Origin of the sequence: Telmatospirillum sp. J64-1 (assembly GCF_006980715.1) — a bacterium.
Taxonomy (GTDB): domain Bacteria; phylum Pseudomonadota; class Alphaproteobacteria; order Rhodospirillales; family Magnetospirillaceae; genus Oleiliquidispirillum; species Oleiliquidispirillum nitrogeniifigens.
Genome location: NZ_SBHN01000001.1, coordinates 462,919 through 478,501, shown reverse-complemented (window position 1 = coordinate 478,501; position 15,583 = coordinate 462,919). Strand labels below are relative to the sequence as shown.

13 protein-coding genes are annotated in these 15,583 nt (G+C 64.9%); 4 read left to right on the top strand and 9 right to left on the bottom strand.

Translation table 11 applies throughout. The features are described from left to right. Window positions 1–86: 86 nt before the first annotated feature. The 8 genes from EPD66_RS02130 to nirK all read right to left on the bottom strand — a co-directional run bounded on the left by EPD66_RS02130 (window position 87) and on the right by nirK (window position 11,037). Window positions 87–1,472: a sigma-54 dependent transcriptional regulator gene (locus EPD66_RS02130; RefSeq protein ID WP_255448328.1), complete on the bottom strand. Its 1,386-nt coding sequence runs from the start codon at window positions 1,470–1,472 to the stop codon at window positions 87–89. Between the two features lie 12 nt (window positions 1,473–1,484). Beyond that, window positions 1,485–3,512, bottom strand: coding sequence for an ATP-binding protein (locus tag EPD66_RS02125; RefSeq protein WP_142846798.1), 2,028 nt, complete (start codon window positions 3,510–3,512; stop codon window positions 1,485–1,487). Next, window positions 3,509–4,828, bottom strand: a complete 1,320-nt coding sequence (locus EPD66_RS02120; RefSeq protein WP_255448327.1) for an ABC transporter substrate-binding protein — start codon at window positions 4,826–4,828, stop codon at window positions 3,509–3,511. Before EPD66_RS02120 ends, EPD66_RS02125 begins: the two co-directional genes overlap by 4 nt. A 169-nt stretch (window positions 4,829–4,997) precedes the next feature. Then, window positions 4,998–6,119 (bottom strand): NnrS family protein, encoded by a 1,122-nt coding sequence (locus EPD66_RS02115; RefSeq protein WP_142846796.1) that lies wholly within the window; start codon window positions 6,117–6,119, stop codon window positions 4,998–5,000. After that, entirely contained in the window at window positions 6,116–7,156 is a 1,041-nt protein-coding gene (locus EPD66_RS02110) for a hypothetical protein (protein WP_142846795.1), read from the bottom strand. The genes EPD66_RS02115 and EPD66_RS02110 overlap by 4 nt, the downstream gene beginning before the upstream one ends. Beyond that, complete coding sequence (locus EPD66_RS02105) at window positions 7,153–7,464, bottom strand: metal-sulfur cluster assembly factor (protein WP_142846794.1); 312 nt, start codon at window positions 7,462–7,464, stop codon at window positions 7,153–7,155. The genes EPD66_RS02110 and EPD66_RS02105 overlap by 4 nt, the downstream gene beginning before the upstream one ends. 76 nt (window positions 7,465–7,540) lie before the next feature. Further along, the gene (locus EPD66_RS02100) at window positions 7,541–9,820 is read right to left on the bottom strand and encodes a nitric-oxide reductase large subunit (protein WP_142846793.1); all 2,280 of its coding nucleotides are present in this window, start codon (window positions 9,818–9,820) and stop codon (window positions 7,541–7,543) included. A 167-nt stretch (window positions 9,821–9,987) separates the two neighbouring features. Next, the gene (gene nirK, locus EPD66_RS02095; RefSeq protein ID WP_142846792.1) at window positions 9,988–11,037 is read right to left on the bottom strand and encodes a copper-containing nitrite reductase; all 1,050 of its coding nucleotides are present in this window, start codon (window positions 11,035–11,037) and stop codon (window positions 9,988–9,990) included. A gap of 147 nt (window positions 11,038–11,184) precedes the next feature. Between nirK and EPD66_RS02090 the strand changes: the two genes are divergently transcribed. Both EPD66_RS02090 and EPD66_RS02085 read left to right on the top strand, forming a co-directional pair. Further along, entirely contained in the window at window positions 11,185–11,901 is a 717-nt protein-coding gene (locus EPD66_RS02090; RefSeq protein WP_142846791.1) for a Crp/Fnr family transcriptional regulator, read from the top strand. Between the two features lie 95 nt (window positions 11,902–11,996). After that, window positions 11,997–12,266 (top strand): DUF1858 domain-containing protein, encoded by a 270-nt coding sequence (locus EPD66_RS02085; RefSeq protein ID WP_142846790.1) that lies wholly within the window; start codon window positions 11,997–11,999, stop codon window positions 12,264–12,266. 2 nt (window positions 12,267–12,268) lie between these two features. On the opposite strand, the gene EPD66_RS02080 is transcribed toward EPD66_RS02085, so the two are convergent. Beyond that, the gene (locus EPD66_RS02080; RefSeq protein ID WP_142846789.1) at window positions 12,269–12,772 is read right to left on the bottom strand and encodes an HPP family protein; all 504 of its coding nucleotides are present in this window, start codon (window positions 12,770–12,772) and stop codon (window positions 12,269–12,271) included. A 317-nt stretch (window positions 12,773–13,089) separates the two neighbouring features. On the opposite strand from EPD66_RS02080, the gene hmpA reads away from it, so the two are divergent. Further along, window positions 13,090–14,322 (top strand): NO-inducible flavohemoprotein, encoded by a 1,233-nt coding sequence (gene hmpA, locus EPD66_RS02075; RefSeq protein ID WP_142846788.1) that lies wholly within the window; start codon window positions 13,090–13,092, stop codon window positions 14,320–14,322. A gap of 59 nt (window positions 14,323–14,381) precedes the next feature. Next, window positions 14,382–15,536 carry an NnrS family protein gene (locus EPD66_RS02070; RefSeq protein ID WP_142846787.1) on the top strand — a complete coding sequence of 385 codons (1,155 nt, stop codon included), beginning with the start codon at window positions 14,382–14,384 and terminating at the stop codon, window positions 15,534–15,536. Window positions 15,537–15,583: the final 47 nt, after the last annotated feature.

Sequence of the window (15,583 nt, the reverse complement as noted above, 5' to 3'; positions counted from 1 at the left end):
CTTTTGCGCTGTTTGTTGCGCCAAAGAGAGCAAGAGCCATGCCAATGAGCCGAAGCCCGGCTTTCAAAGATATCTGCGCAAACCGTTCAGACGGTACGGGAACTTTCGGGAACATCCTCGTCCAACGATGTTCCCTCGATGACACCATCCGCGCGTTGCAAGCCATAGCGGCGCATCTTCAGATACAGCGTCTTGCGCAACAGCCCCAGAGCCTCGGCCGTCACGCCGATGCGCCAGCCGTGTTGGTTCAAGGCAGCCAGGATCACCTGGCGTTCGAAAGCCTCGACCAGTTCCGCCAGGGACCGCGCGCCCCTCCCCTCTTCGGCGGACATGTTTTCTTCGTCCAGGTTCAGGCCAAGGGCCAAGCGCTCGGCCGTGTTGCGCAATTCCCGCACATTGCCCGGCCAGTCCTGCGCCTGGAGACGGGCCAGCACGGCCGCGTCCATGGTCATCTCTCCCTGGCCGCGCCGTGCCCTGGCCAGATCGAGGAAATGACGCAGTAAAAGCGGGATGTCGCTACGGCGGTCGCGCAAGGGCGGCAGGGTCACCATCACCACGTTTAGACGATAATAGAGGTCGGCGCGGAAACGGCCTTCGTCGCTCAGGGTCTTCAGGTTGGTCTTGGTCGCGGCGATGACCCGCAGGTCGAGGGGAATAGACGTATTGCCGCCCAGACGCTCGACCGACCGCTCCTGCAAGACGCGCAGCAGACGGATCTGCAGATGCATCGGCATGCTCTCGATCTCGTCCAGGAACAGCGTGCCGCCATTGGCATGCTCGATCTTGCCGATCCTGCGGCTTTGGGCCCCCGTGAAAGCGCCGGGCTCATGGCCGAACAATTCGCTTTCGACAATGCTTTCCGGCAGGGCCCCGCAATTGATGGCGACGAAATTCCCCATGCTGCGCGGTCCGAATTCATGCAGGCAGCGCGCCGCCAGTTCCTTGCCCGTGCCCGTTTCGCCGAACAGCAGCACGTCCACATCGGCCTGGGCAAGCTGCTGCAAGCTCGCCCGCAACCGCTCCATCACCGGAGTGTGGCCGATCAGGCGCCCGGCCAAGGTCGATCCGTCGACCAGGCATTTCCTCAGGCGACGGTTCTCCAGCACCAGGGAACGGTGGCTGAGCGCCCGCCGCACGACATCGACCAGGAAGTCGGGATCGGCCGGTTTCTCGATGAAATCGAAAGCCCCCGCCCGCACGGCGGCCATCGCCATGCGGATATCGCCATGGCCCGTGATCAGGATGACGGGGATGTCGGGGTCGATGGCGGTAATCGCCTGAAGCAGGCCGAAGCCGTCCATGGCCGGCATACGCACATCCGTAACCACAACACCGGGCCAGTTCGGAGAGAGTTCCGCGGCGATCCCTGACGCGCTAGCCGCCGTCACCACCGTCCATCCTTCCAGTTCCAGCGTCTGGGCGGTGGCGGCCAGGACATCCTCTTCATCATCGATCACCAATATGTCAACCAAGACTGCCACCACTCATGCTCGTTGCAAGGTCAGGGCGAAAACCGTGCCCTGCGGACCGGTTTCCGCGACCGACAGGGTCCCACCGAAATCCTTTATGATGTTGTAGGAGATCGACAAACCCAGGCCAAGTCCGGCCCCGACTTCCTTGGTGGTGAAGAAGGGATCGAAGACGGCGCGCAGATGTTCGGGCGCGATGCCCCCCCCGCTGTCCCCGACCTTCACCACCACCTTGTCCTCATGCTCTTCCGTCCAGATACGGAGACGGCGGACCGGAGCATGGCCGATGGCATCCAGGGCATTGGAGATCAGGTTGACGAAGACCTGCTCCAGCCGCACCTCCTCACCCTGTACCGTCAATTCCGGCTCTCTGCTGCATTCGAGCGCCACCATCTCCTGATGCAGGCGGTTGGCGAAGAGGTCCAGTGCGGCATCGATCACGGCCTGAAGCCGGACCGGGCCGAGACGGGTATCGGGCCGGCGGGTAAACCGCTTCAGATGATTGGTAATTCCCGCCATGCGGCCGGTCAGTTCCGAGATTTTCTCAAGATTCTGGCGGGCATCCTCGACCTGTCCCCGGCCGATCAGTATGGAGCCGTTGCGGGCGAAATGGCGGATGGCCGCCAAGGGCTGGTTCAGTTCATGCCCCACCCCCGCCGCAAGCTGCCCCAAGGCCGCCAGCTTGCCCGCCTGCACGAGTTCAGCCTGCGCCTCCCGCAGATGCTGCTCGGTCCGACGGTGCTCGGCGATTTCATGCTGAAGGCGGCGATTGGTCCGTTGCAGGTCCAGCGTCTTCTCTTCGACCTTGACCGCCGTATCCCTGAAGACCTCCAGCGCCGCCGCCATTTCCGAAATTTCGTCCCGCCCGCCCAGATGAATGGGCACGGCCAGATCCCCGGCGGCGATGGCCCTGGCGCTGTCGCCCAGGGAAGTCAGGCGGGCGATGATGTTGCGGTTGACGTAGAACCAGGCCACCCCCAGCGCGACCATCAGGCTCAGCACCGCCACCAGCAGCAAAGCCCGGCGGCCCGTCGCGATCGCCAGCGAGGCCTCGGCCGCTGCGGCCTGCGTCACCTCGCGGGTGGCATCCATCTGGCGGGCGATGCCCTCATTTAGGCGCGCCACCAGTTCCCGATTCACCTCTAGTAGGCGTTGTCCTTCCAGCAGGACCGTGACCTCCCGGTGGCGCAGGCTGGGCAGGCTGTCGGGACCGTCGGCCATGGCCAGGATGGCCTTGGCGATCTGCTCCACGGTGATGGCGTCCGGCCAATCTTCAAGCGCCTTCACGCTCTGTTCAAGCGAGGCCACGGTCTCGGCAAGGAAATGCGCATTGCGCTCCAGGCCCTCGAGGGACGGCAAGGCCGCCGACCGCGCGATCAGACCCAAGGCGAGATTACCGGTGGCCGAGGTCTGAAGGACCGCCTCGGTCTTCAAGGTCTCGTCCCGCAATCCGCCCAGCATCTGCGCGCCTCGGCCTGGTGCACCCGGCAGGATGCTGATCGCGCGCTCGATATTGAAGCGGGCATCATCGACCAAGGGTTCGATCTCGTCCAGGAAATCGGCCTGGAGCCAGCGCAAATGCTCGATGGCTTCCGCGTTCTGGCGGGCCAGAGCGAGGCGCTGGCGGACATTCGCATCCAGCGCCACAAGATTGGCTTCGATCGCGATCAGGTGAGGCGCCAGTGAGGGCTCTTCCGCGTTCCCTCCTCCCGGACGGGCCAGTTCGATCTGACCGATCAGATGGGCAAGCTGGCCCAGGCGTCTGTCGATGCTGCGGCGGATCTGCACCCGCTGGTCCTCGGACTGCACCGTCAGCAGGATGGGCGCGGTAGCGATGATGGCCCCGCCCGTTTCGGCCAATTGAGCCGCAAGATCCAGGGCCGGCAGATGAATATCGGCGATCTGTTCCAGATTCCGGGAGAGTCGGTCATAGGATAGCCAGCCGACGATCCCCGCAAGGACGGACATGGAGGCGACGGTGGCGAAAGCGAGGAACAGGCGCGTGCGGATGCCGAACCGGACATTGGTGGCGGAAGACGTCATGGCAGGCGCTCCGCCGCCAGTTCCGCCAGCCGTTCCATGGCTCGGCTGGCAAGATCAAGGGCCTTTTCATGCCGGTCACGGATGAAAAGGCGCCATTCCTCTTCCAACTGGCGCTGCCGCTCTCCCGTCGGCACGCCACGCGGCATCCGGCGCAGCCCGGCATTGAAATCCGCATCGGAGGAATCGGCCGCCGTGACCGGGACTTCAATAATCGTGGCCCGTGCCTGGCGCAGCAGGTCGCGCGCGGTCTCGTCGGGATAATCACGCAGGATCGCCTCGCCGCGATGGATCAGGCCCCAGATCCGCTTCAGGTCGTCGAGGCGGAAGGTGATCAGCTCGTCGAACAGGATATTGACCAGTTCATAACGCAGCCCCGACAGCTTGGCGTCGAACATGAAGCGGTCGTCCATGTCCCGCTCGGTGATCCTGTACGGATTGGGAAAGGACGGATCATCCTGGACATAAAGCTGCGGCAGGACCGGCAGGCGCATGATCTCGGGCCTCGCCAGCATGGCTTGCCCCTCGTCGGACAGCAGGAAGGCGATGAAGGCTTCCGCGCCCGGACGGTTGGGAGCCTCCTCGACGATGGCCACATTGGCCGGAATGAAGACATTGTCCCGCGGATAGACAAAGGCCAGGCGCTCGGCCTCAGGCCCTTGCGACCGGCTGAGAAAGTCGATCGTGATGCCGATCCCGAAACGCTTGCGGGCCACGCCGTCGGCCACACCATAGCTTCGCGCGGTGACGGTAGCGAGATTGCCCCCGATCTCATTCCAGGTCGCCCAGCCCTTTTCCCAGCCCTGGACCTGAAGCACGGTCTCCACCATCAGATGGGTGGTTCCCGATCGCGAGGGTGCCGAGATCCCCAGATGCCCCCGATAGGCCGGCCGTTTCAGGTCTTCCCAGCCCTGCGGCAGGGGCAAGCGCCGCTCCGCCAGGTAATCCTCGTTCCACAAGATGCCATATCCCGACAGGGCGAAGCCGACATAACGGCCGTCCGGGTCATTCAGCGGGTGATTGCGGACGACTTGCGGGATGTCCTTTCGCGGCGGAGTGACCGGCGCCAAACGGCCATTCGCCTTCAAGACCTCGAAGGCGTCGGAGGCCGATGCCCAGAAGACATCCACCGGGTCGTTCGGACGCTCTAGTATGTGGAAAAGCGCGGTCGTGGTCTTCTTGTTGAGAATCCGGAGGCGGTATTCCGGGTGACGGGCCGCGAAAGCCTCCTGATAAGGTTCGAAGAAGGCGGCAGGAAAGGAGGTCAGGACCGTCACGGTCGTGGGGTCGTCATATTCCGCATATCCCTTTTCCGGCACGAGAGACAGTCCCGCCAGTAGAAGGCAGGCTGTGAAGCACTTCCGCACAAGCCGAAACACTGTGACGCTCCCTGTTCCCGGATGATGATCATCCGTTCTTTGATTTTCTCCCATGATAGCGGAGAGAGCGCGGTCCAGCGCAACAGTGTTCCTGACCTGGCCGCCTGTCCTACTTTTCCAGAAGCACCCGGATCAGCAGAACGGCGAGAAGCAGGAATGCCGCCGACCACAGCAGCGCTGCCGCGAGGAAGACAAGGCTGCCCCAGGAAGGGGCTGTGAGTCGGGCCAGTGCCGAGAGGCTCAGCAGCAGGGCCGCGATCCCGTTCAGGGCGGGGAAAGGGTGGGTCGTGCGACGTCTTTGCAGCAACGTGCGCGGCATCATGATGGCGGCGGCATTCCCCAGGGCGCCGATGGTTATGGCATGCAAGGCTGTCTGCGAGGAAAACAGGCCGGAAAGCGGCAGGAGCAAGCCCAGCCCTAGCCACAGATAGGCCAGCAGCAGAAGGCGCAGATCGAGCACAGCCCGGAACAGACGCCAGGACCGCCACAAGGCCAACCGGTAAAAGACGGCCAGTCCCGCCGCCGCCAAGGCCCAGGGAACCAGCCCATCCATGTCCAGCACCCTGGCCAGGGCGGCCAGTCCGATTCCGGCCATGCCCAGCCATTCCGCCGAAAGATGGCGGTGATGCGCGGCCGCCAGTCCCTGGCTTCGCAGGGCGCTTGCGGCCAGTCCGGCGATCAGCCGCCCGCCCATCACGAACAGCAGGGCCGTTACCGCATCAAGCGCCAGCAACAGGCCATGTCCGGGCCGCAGGTCCGGTAACAGGCCACTCCAGCCCAGGCGCATCAAGATCTCGGCGGTGCAGAACAGGGCCAGGATCGGGGCGAAGAACAGGTTATGACCGGTGCGCACCGCCCGCAGGAAAGGCCATCCGGCCAGCAGGAACAGCAGCAGGGCGAAGCCGACCCCCGCCGCTGCGTCCCCGAGGGGAGACAACAGTCCGGCCCCACCCAGCCGCGCCGACAGCCAGAGAAAGGCCAGGGCCCACACCAGGACGGGCCGCGCCTTGGTCACCAGGAAACCGGCAATGACCGCCGAGGCGAAACCCAGCAGCATCTCGTGCCCGTGGCGCAACGGATCGGGCGACATGGGCAGGGTGATCATTCCCAGCCAGGACAGCAGCCAGAAGGCGGGCGCAACGGCGGCGAACAGCGCCGCCATCGGAAAGAAGAGAGAGGCGGGGGAAATCTGTCCTGTCCGGCGCGGGGCCAGGACGGGCGCCTGCTTCATCGCCTGCCCTTCACCGCCCGGCTGGCCGTCAGGATCAGGAAGAAGAGGATGGCCGCAACATTGCCGCCACCGGCCCAGAACCGCAGCCCGTCCAGCCCCGCCAGATCGGCCCCGATGCGCAGGGCCAGGGTGAAATGCAGCACCGCCAGGGGCAGGTAGAACAGTCGCGTATAGGGCAGGCTCACCCGCAGCACGGCGGGCAGGATCACCGGCGCATGGCCGAAGACCATGGCGAAGACGAAGCCGATGAAGATGGCGTGCAGGATCGCGTCCCAATGGGGGGCGGCTACAGCCAGGAGCCCGGCCACCATCAGCCAACCATAGCCGGACAGCAGCGCCACCGCGACATAGCGTGTCAGCCCCTGTTGGCGGATGGTCTGGCGGGCGATGTCGTTCTGCAGCAACCAGACCGCCAACAACAGCAATCCGCCGCCCAGCACAGGCCACAAAGCGGGACCGGCCAAGGGCGCGGCCAGGACCAGGGCCAAGGGCGGCACCGCCAGCCAGGCACGCCAGCGGCTGGGCTTCAGGAAGCGGGAGAGTTCCAGCCTTTCGCCCGCGATGGTCAGGATCAGGAAGGCTGCCCACCAGGCGATGGCGGCCTCCAGCGGCCCGCCGCCCAGCCACATCAGATTGCCCGCCGCCCAGGCCAGGGCACCGAGGCCCAGGACCACGGTGAACAGGGCCCATTGTCGGCGCAGCACCACCGCCGCCATGACCAGGAAAACCAGGCTGGCCGCGGTGATCAGCAAGGCCCCGGCATCCTCGTTCCCGGCGATCAGGGCCAAGCCGCCCAGCCCGGACAGGGCCGGTGCGGTCCAGGTCCAGGGACGCGCCAGCGCGGTCGCCCGTTCCAGGCAGATGATTGTACCGAAAAAGCCGCCGACCATCAGCGCGCCGTGGAACCATGCCGCCCCGGCGGCGGGTCCGTCCCAGCCGAGGCGGATCAGCCCCGCCGCCATTCCCGCCAGCAGCGACAGGGCGCCCAGCAGGAACAGAGGCAGGCGGTTCCAGGCGACGCGGCGGACGGTGGTCATGGCAGCCATCCCAATGTCCGGCGCGCGGCGTCCGACATGCGCTCGGGCATCCATAGGGGCTCGTCCAGCACCTCGACGGCCACTTCGGCCTTGAATTCGTCGCGCAGCAGCTGCGCCGCCTCGTCGGCGATATAGCCGCTTTGCGGACAGGCCGGTGTGGTCATCACCAGGCCGACATGAAGGCTGCCTTCCGCCGCCTCTACCGAAGCGACGAGGCCGAGATCGACGATATTGACGCCCACATCCGGGTCGTCCACCCGGCGCAGCACATCGAGGATCGCTTCGGGAGTCGGGGTCCTTGTCGTCATCGCATCCTCGTTCAGCCGGAAGAAAAGAAAAAAGGAAGGGAAGGCCGGAGCCTCCCCTTCCCAGGGCAAGGGCGTCTTATTCGGCGGGCATCGCCGTCACCGCCGCCTTGTCCTTGGCCTGACCGGCACGGCCGCCGCGCACCAAGCGATAGGCGAAGAAGGCGATGGCGAAGGCACCGAAGCTGAAGACGATGTCGCCGGGCACCCGCATCCACACCAGGAACCGCATCACCGGCGACTGGATGATCTCGGCCGAGCGAGCATACCACAGGCCTTCGGTGATGCTGGCATAGGCCTGGTAGACACCGGCGGGGAAGAGCGACATGAAGACCATCATCGCCAGGCCGCCATTGAGCATCCAGAACGCCCATTTCAGCAGGTTGTCGTTCCAGGCCAGGCGGTCGCACAGGCCGCGCAGGCAGAACAGCATCAGGCCGATCCCCAGCATCCCGTAGACCCCGAACAGGGCGCTATGGGCATGGTTGGCGGTCAGGTTCAGGCCCTGCACGTAGTAGAGCGAGATCGGCGGGTTGATCAGGAAGCCGAAGACGCCGGCACCCAGCAGGTTCCAGAAGGACACGGCGACGAAGAACAGGATCGGCCAGCGATAGGTCGCGACCCAGGGCGCGGCCTTGCTGTGGCGGTAGGTGGCGAAGGCTTCGACACCGACCAGGGCCAGCGGCACGATCTCCAGCGCCGAGAAGACGGCACCGATGGCGAGCACCGAGTTGGGGGTGCCGGCGAAGTACCAGTGATGGGCCGTGCCCAGCACGCCGCCGAAGAGGAAGACCACGGTGGCGGCCAGCACCGCGACATTGGCGGTCAGGGCACGCACCAGGCCCAAGCGGACGAAGAGCAGGCTGATGACGGCGGTGGCAAAGACCTCGAAGAAGCCTTCGACCCACAGATGGACCACCCACCAGCGCCAGTATTCGACCATGCTGATATGGGTGTGCTTGCCCCACATGAAGCCGGCGGCATAGAACAGGCCGATGGCGATGGTGGACAGGAACATCACCAGCAGGACCGGCTTGCTTTCATCGGGGCGCTTCAGCGACGGCCACAGGGCGCGGCCGACCAGCACCAGCCACAGCATCAGGCCGACGAACAGCAGGATCTGCCAGAAGCGGCCGAGATCGACATATTCCCAGCCCTGATGACCGAACCACCAATTGGTGTTCAGGTCGAACATCTGCTGCACGCCCATCCATTCGCCGGCCATCGAACCGAGGACGACGAAAACCAGGGCACCCCACAAGGCATTGACGCCCAGCTTCTGGAATTTTGGTTCATGGCCGGAAATGGCCGGGGCGATATAAAGGCCCGTGGCAAGCCAGGCGGTGGCGATCCAGAAGACGGCCAGCTGGGTATGCCAGGTCCGCGTCACGGCATAGGGCAGGTAATCGGCCAGCGGAATGCCGTAGAAGTCATGACCCTCGACGGCGTAGTGGGCCGTCACCGCGCCAAGAGTGATCTGCAGCAGGAACAGGCCGATCACCGTCCAGAAATATTTCGCCGTGGCCCGCATGGAGGGCGTGGGCTTCAGCGCCGAAAGGGGATCAGCGGCGGGCGCCTTGCATTCATCCTCGTGCTGGGTCGCCGCATGGTACCAGACCAGGGCTCCGACACCGGCGACCAGCAGGACCACGCTCAGGACCGACCACATGATGTTCGAGGCCGAAGGCACATTGTCGATCAGCGGCTCGTGCGGCCAGTTGTTGGTATAGGTGATGATGTCGTTGGGCCGGTCGGTTCCCGCCGCCCAGGCCGTCCAGAAGAAGAAGGCGGTAATGTCTTCCCGGCGCTTCAGGTCGGGCACGGCATTGTTGGCGATGGCATAGTCGCGGCGCAGCGATTCCAGCGCCGGATCATTGCCGAACAGCGAGATGTAATGATTGGCGACCTCGGCCATGGCGGCGGCACGGTCCCGCGAGACGGTGATGGTGCCGTTGGCGGGATCATAGGTGTTGGTGCGCAGCTCGGCCTTCAGGCGAACCTTGAGCGCCGCCCGGCCTTCCTCGTCCAGACGGTCGTAGGGCAGGCCGTAATGACGCCAGCTCCACATATCGAGCAGCGCCAACGCCTCGCGATGCAGCCAGTCGGCCGACCAGTCGGGGGCGAGATAGGCGCCATGTCCCCAGATCGAGCCGACCTGCATGCCGCCCATGGACTGCCAGGCCAAGCGGCCCTGCTGAATGTTGTCGAGGGTGTAGAGGACCCTGCCGTCTTCGGCGACGATCCGGGCCGGTTCGGGCGGTGCCTCGCGATAAATCTGCTGTCCCATCAGACCCAGGACGGCGAAGGACGCCATCATCACCAGGCCGAGGACGAGCCACAATCTGTTCGTGCTCTTCACGGCAACCTCCTTGCATTCGAGGTGTCCAGAAAAGCACGCCCTTGGCCGAGGCTGGTTGCGCTGGCGCAAATTCGGCGGCGAAGGGCACCGCGAAAGAGGCAAAAAGAAGGCCCGCCGGGGGGCCGGCGGGCCAAGTCGAAGCCAAAACAAGGAGGTGGGGGGAGAAATTAGTGCCGGCTGTTATGGGTCACCTGGGCGTTGGGGTTATCTATCTTGATGATGTCGGGTTGGTCCGGTCCCTCCACGACCAAGGTGCCGACAAGGCCGCGGGCGACGCGGGACAGGGCATGGTCGACCAGGACGTAATCGCCGGGCACGTCCAGTTTCATTTCCACCGCTACCGCGCCGCCGGGTGCCACGGTCACGGTCTGCACATTGGTCAACGGCGGGCTGTCCATCGACCCCAGGTTATAGACCTTGTCGAAGATCTCGCCGATGACATGGAAGCTGGAGGTCTTGTTGGGGCCGCCGACACCGAAATAGATGCGGACGGTCTCGCCGACCTGGGCGCGCAGGGCGTTGTCGCCGGTCAGGGCTTCGGCGGCACCGTTGAAGATGTAGTATTCGGGCTGTTCGTTGAGCAGCTTGTCATAGCTCTCGGTCAGCTCGCCACGGCTGCCATGGGCTTCCTCGGTGTAGATTTCGCCCTGCATCACATAGAATTCACGATCCACCGGCGGCAGTCCGTCTTCGGGTTCGACGAGAATCATGCCATACATGCCGTTGGCGATATGCTGGGCCGCCATGGGCACGGCGCAGTGATAGACATAGAGGCCCGGTGCCAGCGCCTTGAAGGTAAAGGCCTTGGTTTCGCCCGGTGCGGCAACCGTGGCGCTGCCGCCGCCATGCATGCCGGTCACGGCATGGAAGTCGACATTGTGATGAAGGATGCTGTCTTCATGATTCTTCAAAGTCACCTGGACGGTATCACCGACCCTGACGCGCAGCAGGGGGCCGGGAACCTTGGGTTCCTCGCCGGGCGAGGTGAAGGTCCAGTAGCGGTAGGTGGTGCCATCATCCAGCTTGCCCAGGACTTCGACCGTTTCCAGATCGACCTTGACCGTCTGCGGCGCGCGCTGGCTGAGAGGGGCCGGCACTTCGCTGGCAGAGCGGATGACATCGAGGGGAGCATCGCTTGAGAAAGACGGCGCGGTGAAACCGAGCGCCAGGGCCAGGGCCGTCGCGGTCGTCGTCAGGAGAGAGAGGCGAGTATTCATGGCTGTTTGCCTTTCAGACATTCAAGCTGTCGTCCATGGCCAAACCATAGGCCCCTCTTTGGTCGGCATGTTTGTCGAGGAACAAATTCGCCGCCGATACTTAGGCGGAAACTGTTTGCGCGTCGTCTGACGAAAGGAATGCCCCCGATGCCCCATTCTCCCGATCCCGCCGTTCTGCATGGCATGCCGCTGTTCAAGGCATTGGAGCGCGAGGCGCTGGCCGATGTGGTGCGCCATGCCCAGACACGGCTGATCCCCAAGGGCACCCGCATCTTTTCCCAGGGCGACGAAGCCCTGGCCGGGCATGCCCTGATCGACGGTCAGGTCAAGATCGTGCAGACCGGGCCGGACGGCCAACAGGTGGTGCTGCATTTCCTGGGGGCGGGCGAGATGTTCGGCACCCTGGCCATGTTCATGGGCGGCAAATATCCCGCCGAGGCACTGGCGGTCACCGATTGCGTGGAAATCCATTGGTCGGTGCCGACCATGATGGCACTGATGGAAAGGCATCCACGCATCGCGCTCAATGCGCTGAGCATCCTCGGGCGGCGCTTCGGAGAGGTACAGAAGCGCCTGCGCGAGATTTCGACCGAACGCGTGGAACGGCGCATCGCCCACGCCCTGCTGCGCCTGGTCCGCCAAGCCGGGCGGCGCGTGGAGACGGGAGTCGAGATCGACTTCCCCCTGTCGCGCCAGGACCTGGCGGAGATGACGGGAACCACCCTGCACACGGTCAGCCGCACCCTTTCGGCCTGGGAAGGCCAGGGCATCGTCGCCAGCACCCGCCAGCATGTGGTGATCACCGAGCCCCATCGCCTGGTCGCCATCGCCGAGGACCTGCCCGCGCCCAAGCAGAAGGACTAAAAGGGCGCCGGTTTGCGCCGGCGCAAAGAAGCATCCTCCCTCAGGCCCTAGTATGGGAACAAGGACAATGCCCCCATCAGCCCGAGGATGACGCCATGCCCCCCCTTTCCCTGTCCAACCAGGTTCTTTCCCCCGACATGATGGTGGCCGAGGTCCTGGAGACCTGGCCCGATCTGCTGCCTGTCTTCCTGTATCGGCGCATGGCCTGCCCCGGCTGTTCCATGGCGCCTTTCATGACCCTGCACGAAGCCGCACAGTCCCACGGCCTGGACAGCGACGTCCTGATGGAGGAGTTGCGCGAGGCCTTGGACGGCAAGCTGCCCAGCGGCCCCTTCCTGCCGCCCCTGTCCCACGGCCAGCCGTGACCCTAGCGCTCTTGCGGATGGGGGATGGGATAAGGACGGGACGGCGGCAGGCGATGGAACAGCGTGGCGGACAGAACCAGGACCAGCGATCCCAGCAGGACCGCGGCCAGCAACAGCCAATACGGCGCGGTGCTGAGGAACAGCACGACCGCCACGGCCCCCGCCGGGGGATGGGTCACCCGCAGGACGGCCATCAGGAAGATCGCGCCGCCGACGGCCAGACCCAGGGCCCACCATTCCGGCGGCAGGGCCACCCGCAGCAGCAATCCGGCCGCCGCCCCCAGCAGATGTCCGCCGATCACCGCCGTCGGCTGGGCCAGGGGGCTTTCCGGCGCCCCGAAGATCAGCACGCTGGAGGCCGCGAACGGCGCGATCAGGAACAAGGTGTCGCTGAAATGGCCGATGGCGCCGACGATGGCCATGCCCAAAACGCTGCCAAGGCTCGCCTTGAGCCAGCCGTGGCAGGGCAAAGAGGGCTGATGTCTGTGGAAGAAACGGCGCGCCATGGGAAATCCTGATGCTGAAGACGAGTGAATATCGTGATGCAGCGACAAAGGGGCATTTCATCTACAGGAATGGGTGGGGCAGCGTCAATATCCGACCTGCTCTATCGGCATCCGCCTCATGCATCCCTTGGAAATGATAGGAATACATACGGTATGGGTGGCTGGGAAAACGGCACGATCCTTTCCTTTCCCGCACCCTTCCCATGCGCTCCCGCCCTCTGGGAAGCCGGGCCATACCTCCCAAAAACACCTGACATTGCCGCACGGGCATGCTATCCAATTAAGGTATTTAAAATACATCTTTAGGAACGAAGTCCATGCTGTCTCCGCATCACAGAACGATCGTCAAATCCACCGCACCCGTCCTGGCCGAGCATGGTCTTGCCATCACCCGTCACTTCTACCAGCGCCTGTTCCGCAAGCATCCCGAGTTGAAGAACATCTTCAACCAGGCCCACCAAGTCGTCGGGGACCAGCCGCGGGCGCTGGCCGATGCCGTCCATGCCTATGCCGCCAATATCGACCAGCCCCATGTCCTGTCCGCCGCCATCCGCCGGATCACCCACAAGCATGCCAGCCTGAACATCCAGCCCGCGCAATATGACATCGTCGGCGAGAACCTGCTGGCCGCCATCCGGGAAGTCCTGGGCGATGCGGTGACGGACGAGGTGATCGCCGCCTGGACGGCGGCCTATGACCAGCTTGCCGCCATCCTGATGGCGGCGGAGTCGGAGCTCCACCGCAAGGCAGCCGAGGGCCTGGGCGGCCGGCAGGACTGGCGCAGCTTCACCATCCGGCGCATCCGGCCCGAAAGCTGCGAGATCACGTCCTTCTATCTGGTGCCCGCCGACGGCGGACCGGTCCCCGCCTTCAAACCGGGACAATATGTCAGTGTGCGCGTCTTCGTGCCGTCGCTGGGCCTGATCCAGCCCCGGCAATATTCTCTCTCCGACGCCCCGAACGGCCGTTATCTGCGCATCTCGGTGAAACGCGAGGGCAGGAGAGGATCCCACATCCCGGTGGGCATGGTCTCGACCCTACTGCACGACGATTTCGACGAAGGCGACGAAATCGAACTGAGCCCGCCCTTCGGCGACTTCACCCTGCACGAGGACCGCGACACGCCGGTGATCCTGATCAGCGGCGGCGTCGGCATCACCCCCATGATCAGCATGCTCAACGCCCTGACCGGCAGCGGGTCCCGGCGCGAAGTGGTCTTCGTCCACGGTGCCCGCGACAGCAGCGTCCAGGCGATGCGGCAGCGGGTCCGCCAGGCGGCCCGGGATCATGCCAACGTCACCGCCCTTCTCTTCCTGGAAAAGATCGCCGAGGGCGACCGGGCGGGAGAGGAATACGACGTCATCGGACAGGTCGACCTGGAGGCGGTGAAGGACCACGTCCTGCGCCCGCAGGCCGATTACTATCTCTGCGGCCCCCTGCCCTTCCTCCGCCTGCAGCGGGACCAACTGCTGGCCATGGGCGTCGGGGCGGACCGCATCCATTACGAAGTTTTCGGCTCCGACATCCTTGGCACGCCCAAGGCGGCGTGAGCGGAAACGGACCGGAAACCAGCTTCATCCATCCTCCATCCAGACGCAGGAGGTATGCCATGCCCATCACCATTCCCCTGACGGAACCGACCGCCCAACCCTGGCAAGGCCATGTCATGCTGGCCTCGGGCCATCGCCCCTTCTTCCTGTTCTCGGCCCTGTGGGCGGCGGGCGGGCTGGCGTTGTGGCTGGCGGCATGGCAGGGATTGCTGCCGCTCGACGCGCTCTGGCACGGCCATGAGATGCTGTTCGGCTTCGCAGGTGCCGCGATTGCCGGTTTCCTGATGGCGGCGGTGCCGAAATGGACCAACCGCCCCTCGATCCAGGGAATGCCGCTTCTCGGCCTGATCCTGCTATTCCTCGCCGGACGCCTCGGCATGATGGCCGGAGGCGCCTGGGCATGGCTGGATTTGTTGTTCCTGCCCGCCCTGGCGGCCTTCATCGCGCGCGACATCTGGATCGCCCGCAACCGGCGCAACTATCAGGTCCCCGCCATGCTGTTGGGCCTGGCTGGGCTGAATGCCTGGTTCCATTTCGGCGATCCGGTCACCGCCCTGCATGTCATGGCCTATCTGATCACGGCGATGATCGTCCTGATCGGCGGACGCATCGTCCCGGCCTTCACCCAGAATGCCCTGCGCATGGCGACGGGAGACCACCGCCTGACCTGCCACACCCCGGCTTGGCTGGACCGCCTGGCCGTGCCTTCGGTGATGCTGGTGGTCGTCACCGAGATCCTGCTGCCGGGTTCCTTGTGGAGCGGGCTTGCCGCCCTCTTCGCCGCCATCCTTCTACTCATCCGCATGAAGGGCTGGCAGAGCCGCCGCGTGCTGGGCATGCCGCTCGTTTGGATCCTGCATGTCGGCTATCTTTGGGTGCCGCTGGGCTATCTGCTGAAAGCCGCCGCCGACCTGGCCGGGATGGTGCCGCCGAGTGCCGCGCTGCATGCCCTGACGACGGGCGCCATCGGCGTCATGATTCTGGCGGTGGCCTCGCGCGCCGCCCTGGGACATTCCGGGCGGCCGCTGAGGCCGTCGCCCGCGACGGTCCTCGCCTACGGACTGGTCATCCTCGCCGCCCTGCTGCGGGTCTCCCTGCCCCTGGAATATGCCATCCTGCCGGCAGGCATCCTGTGGACGGCGGGATGGGCGCTGTTCGCCGTGGTCTATTGGCCGATCCTGGTCAAGCCCCGCATCGACGGTCTGCCCGGCTGAGTTTTTCCAAGCAGAGGGCAGATATGGAATTTCAAAGCATGATGCAG

Coding starts and splice junctions, on each gene's coding strand:
- nirK (WP_142846792.1), bottom strand. CDS start 11,037: ATGAATACTCGCCTCTCTCTCCTGACGACGACCGCGACGGCCCTGGCC.
- hmpA (WP_142846788.1), top strand. CDS start 13,090: ATGCTGTCTCCGCATCACAGAACGATCGTCAAATCCACCGCACCCGTC.
- EPD66_RS02105 (WP_142846794.1), bottom strand. CDS start 7,464: ATGACGACAAGGACCCCGACTCCCGAAGCGATCCTCGATGTGCTGCGC.
- EPD66_RS02125 (WP_142846798.1), bottom strand. CDS start 3,512: ATGACGTCTTCCGCCACCAATGTCCGGTTCGGCATCCGCACGCGCCTG.
- EPD66_RS02090 (WP_142846791.1), top strand. CDS start 11,185: ATGCCCCATTCTCCCGATCCCGCCGTTCTGCATGGCATGCCGCTGTTC.
- EPD66_RS02070 (WP_142846787.1), top strand. CDS start 14,382: ATGCCCATCACCATTCCCCTGACGGAACCGACCGCCCAACCCTGGCAA.
- EPD66_RS02080 (WP_142846789.1), bottom strand. CDS start 12,772: ATGGCGCGCCGTTTCTTCCACAGACATCAGCCCTCTTTGCCCTGCCAC.
- EPD66_RS02110 (WP_142846795.1), bottom strand. CDS start 7,156: ATGACCACCGTCCGCCGCGTCGCCTGGAACCGCCTGCCTCTGTTCCTG.
- EPD66_RS02115 (WP_142846796.1), bottom strand. CDS start 6,119: ATGAAGCAGGCGCCCGTCCTGGCCCCGCGCCGGACAGGACAGATTTCC.
- EPD66_RS02085 (WP_142846790.1), top strand. CDS start 11,997: ATGCCCCCCCTTTCCCTGTCCAACCAGGTTCTTTCCCCCGACATGATG.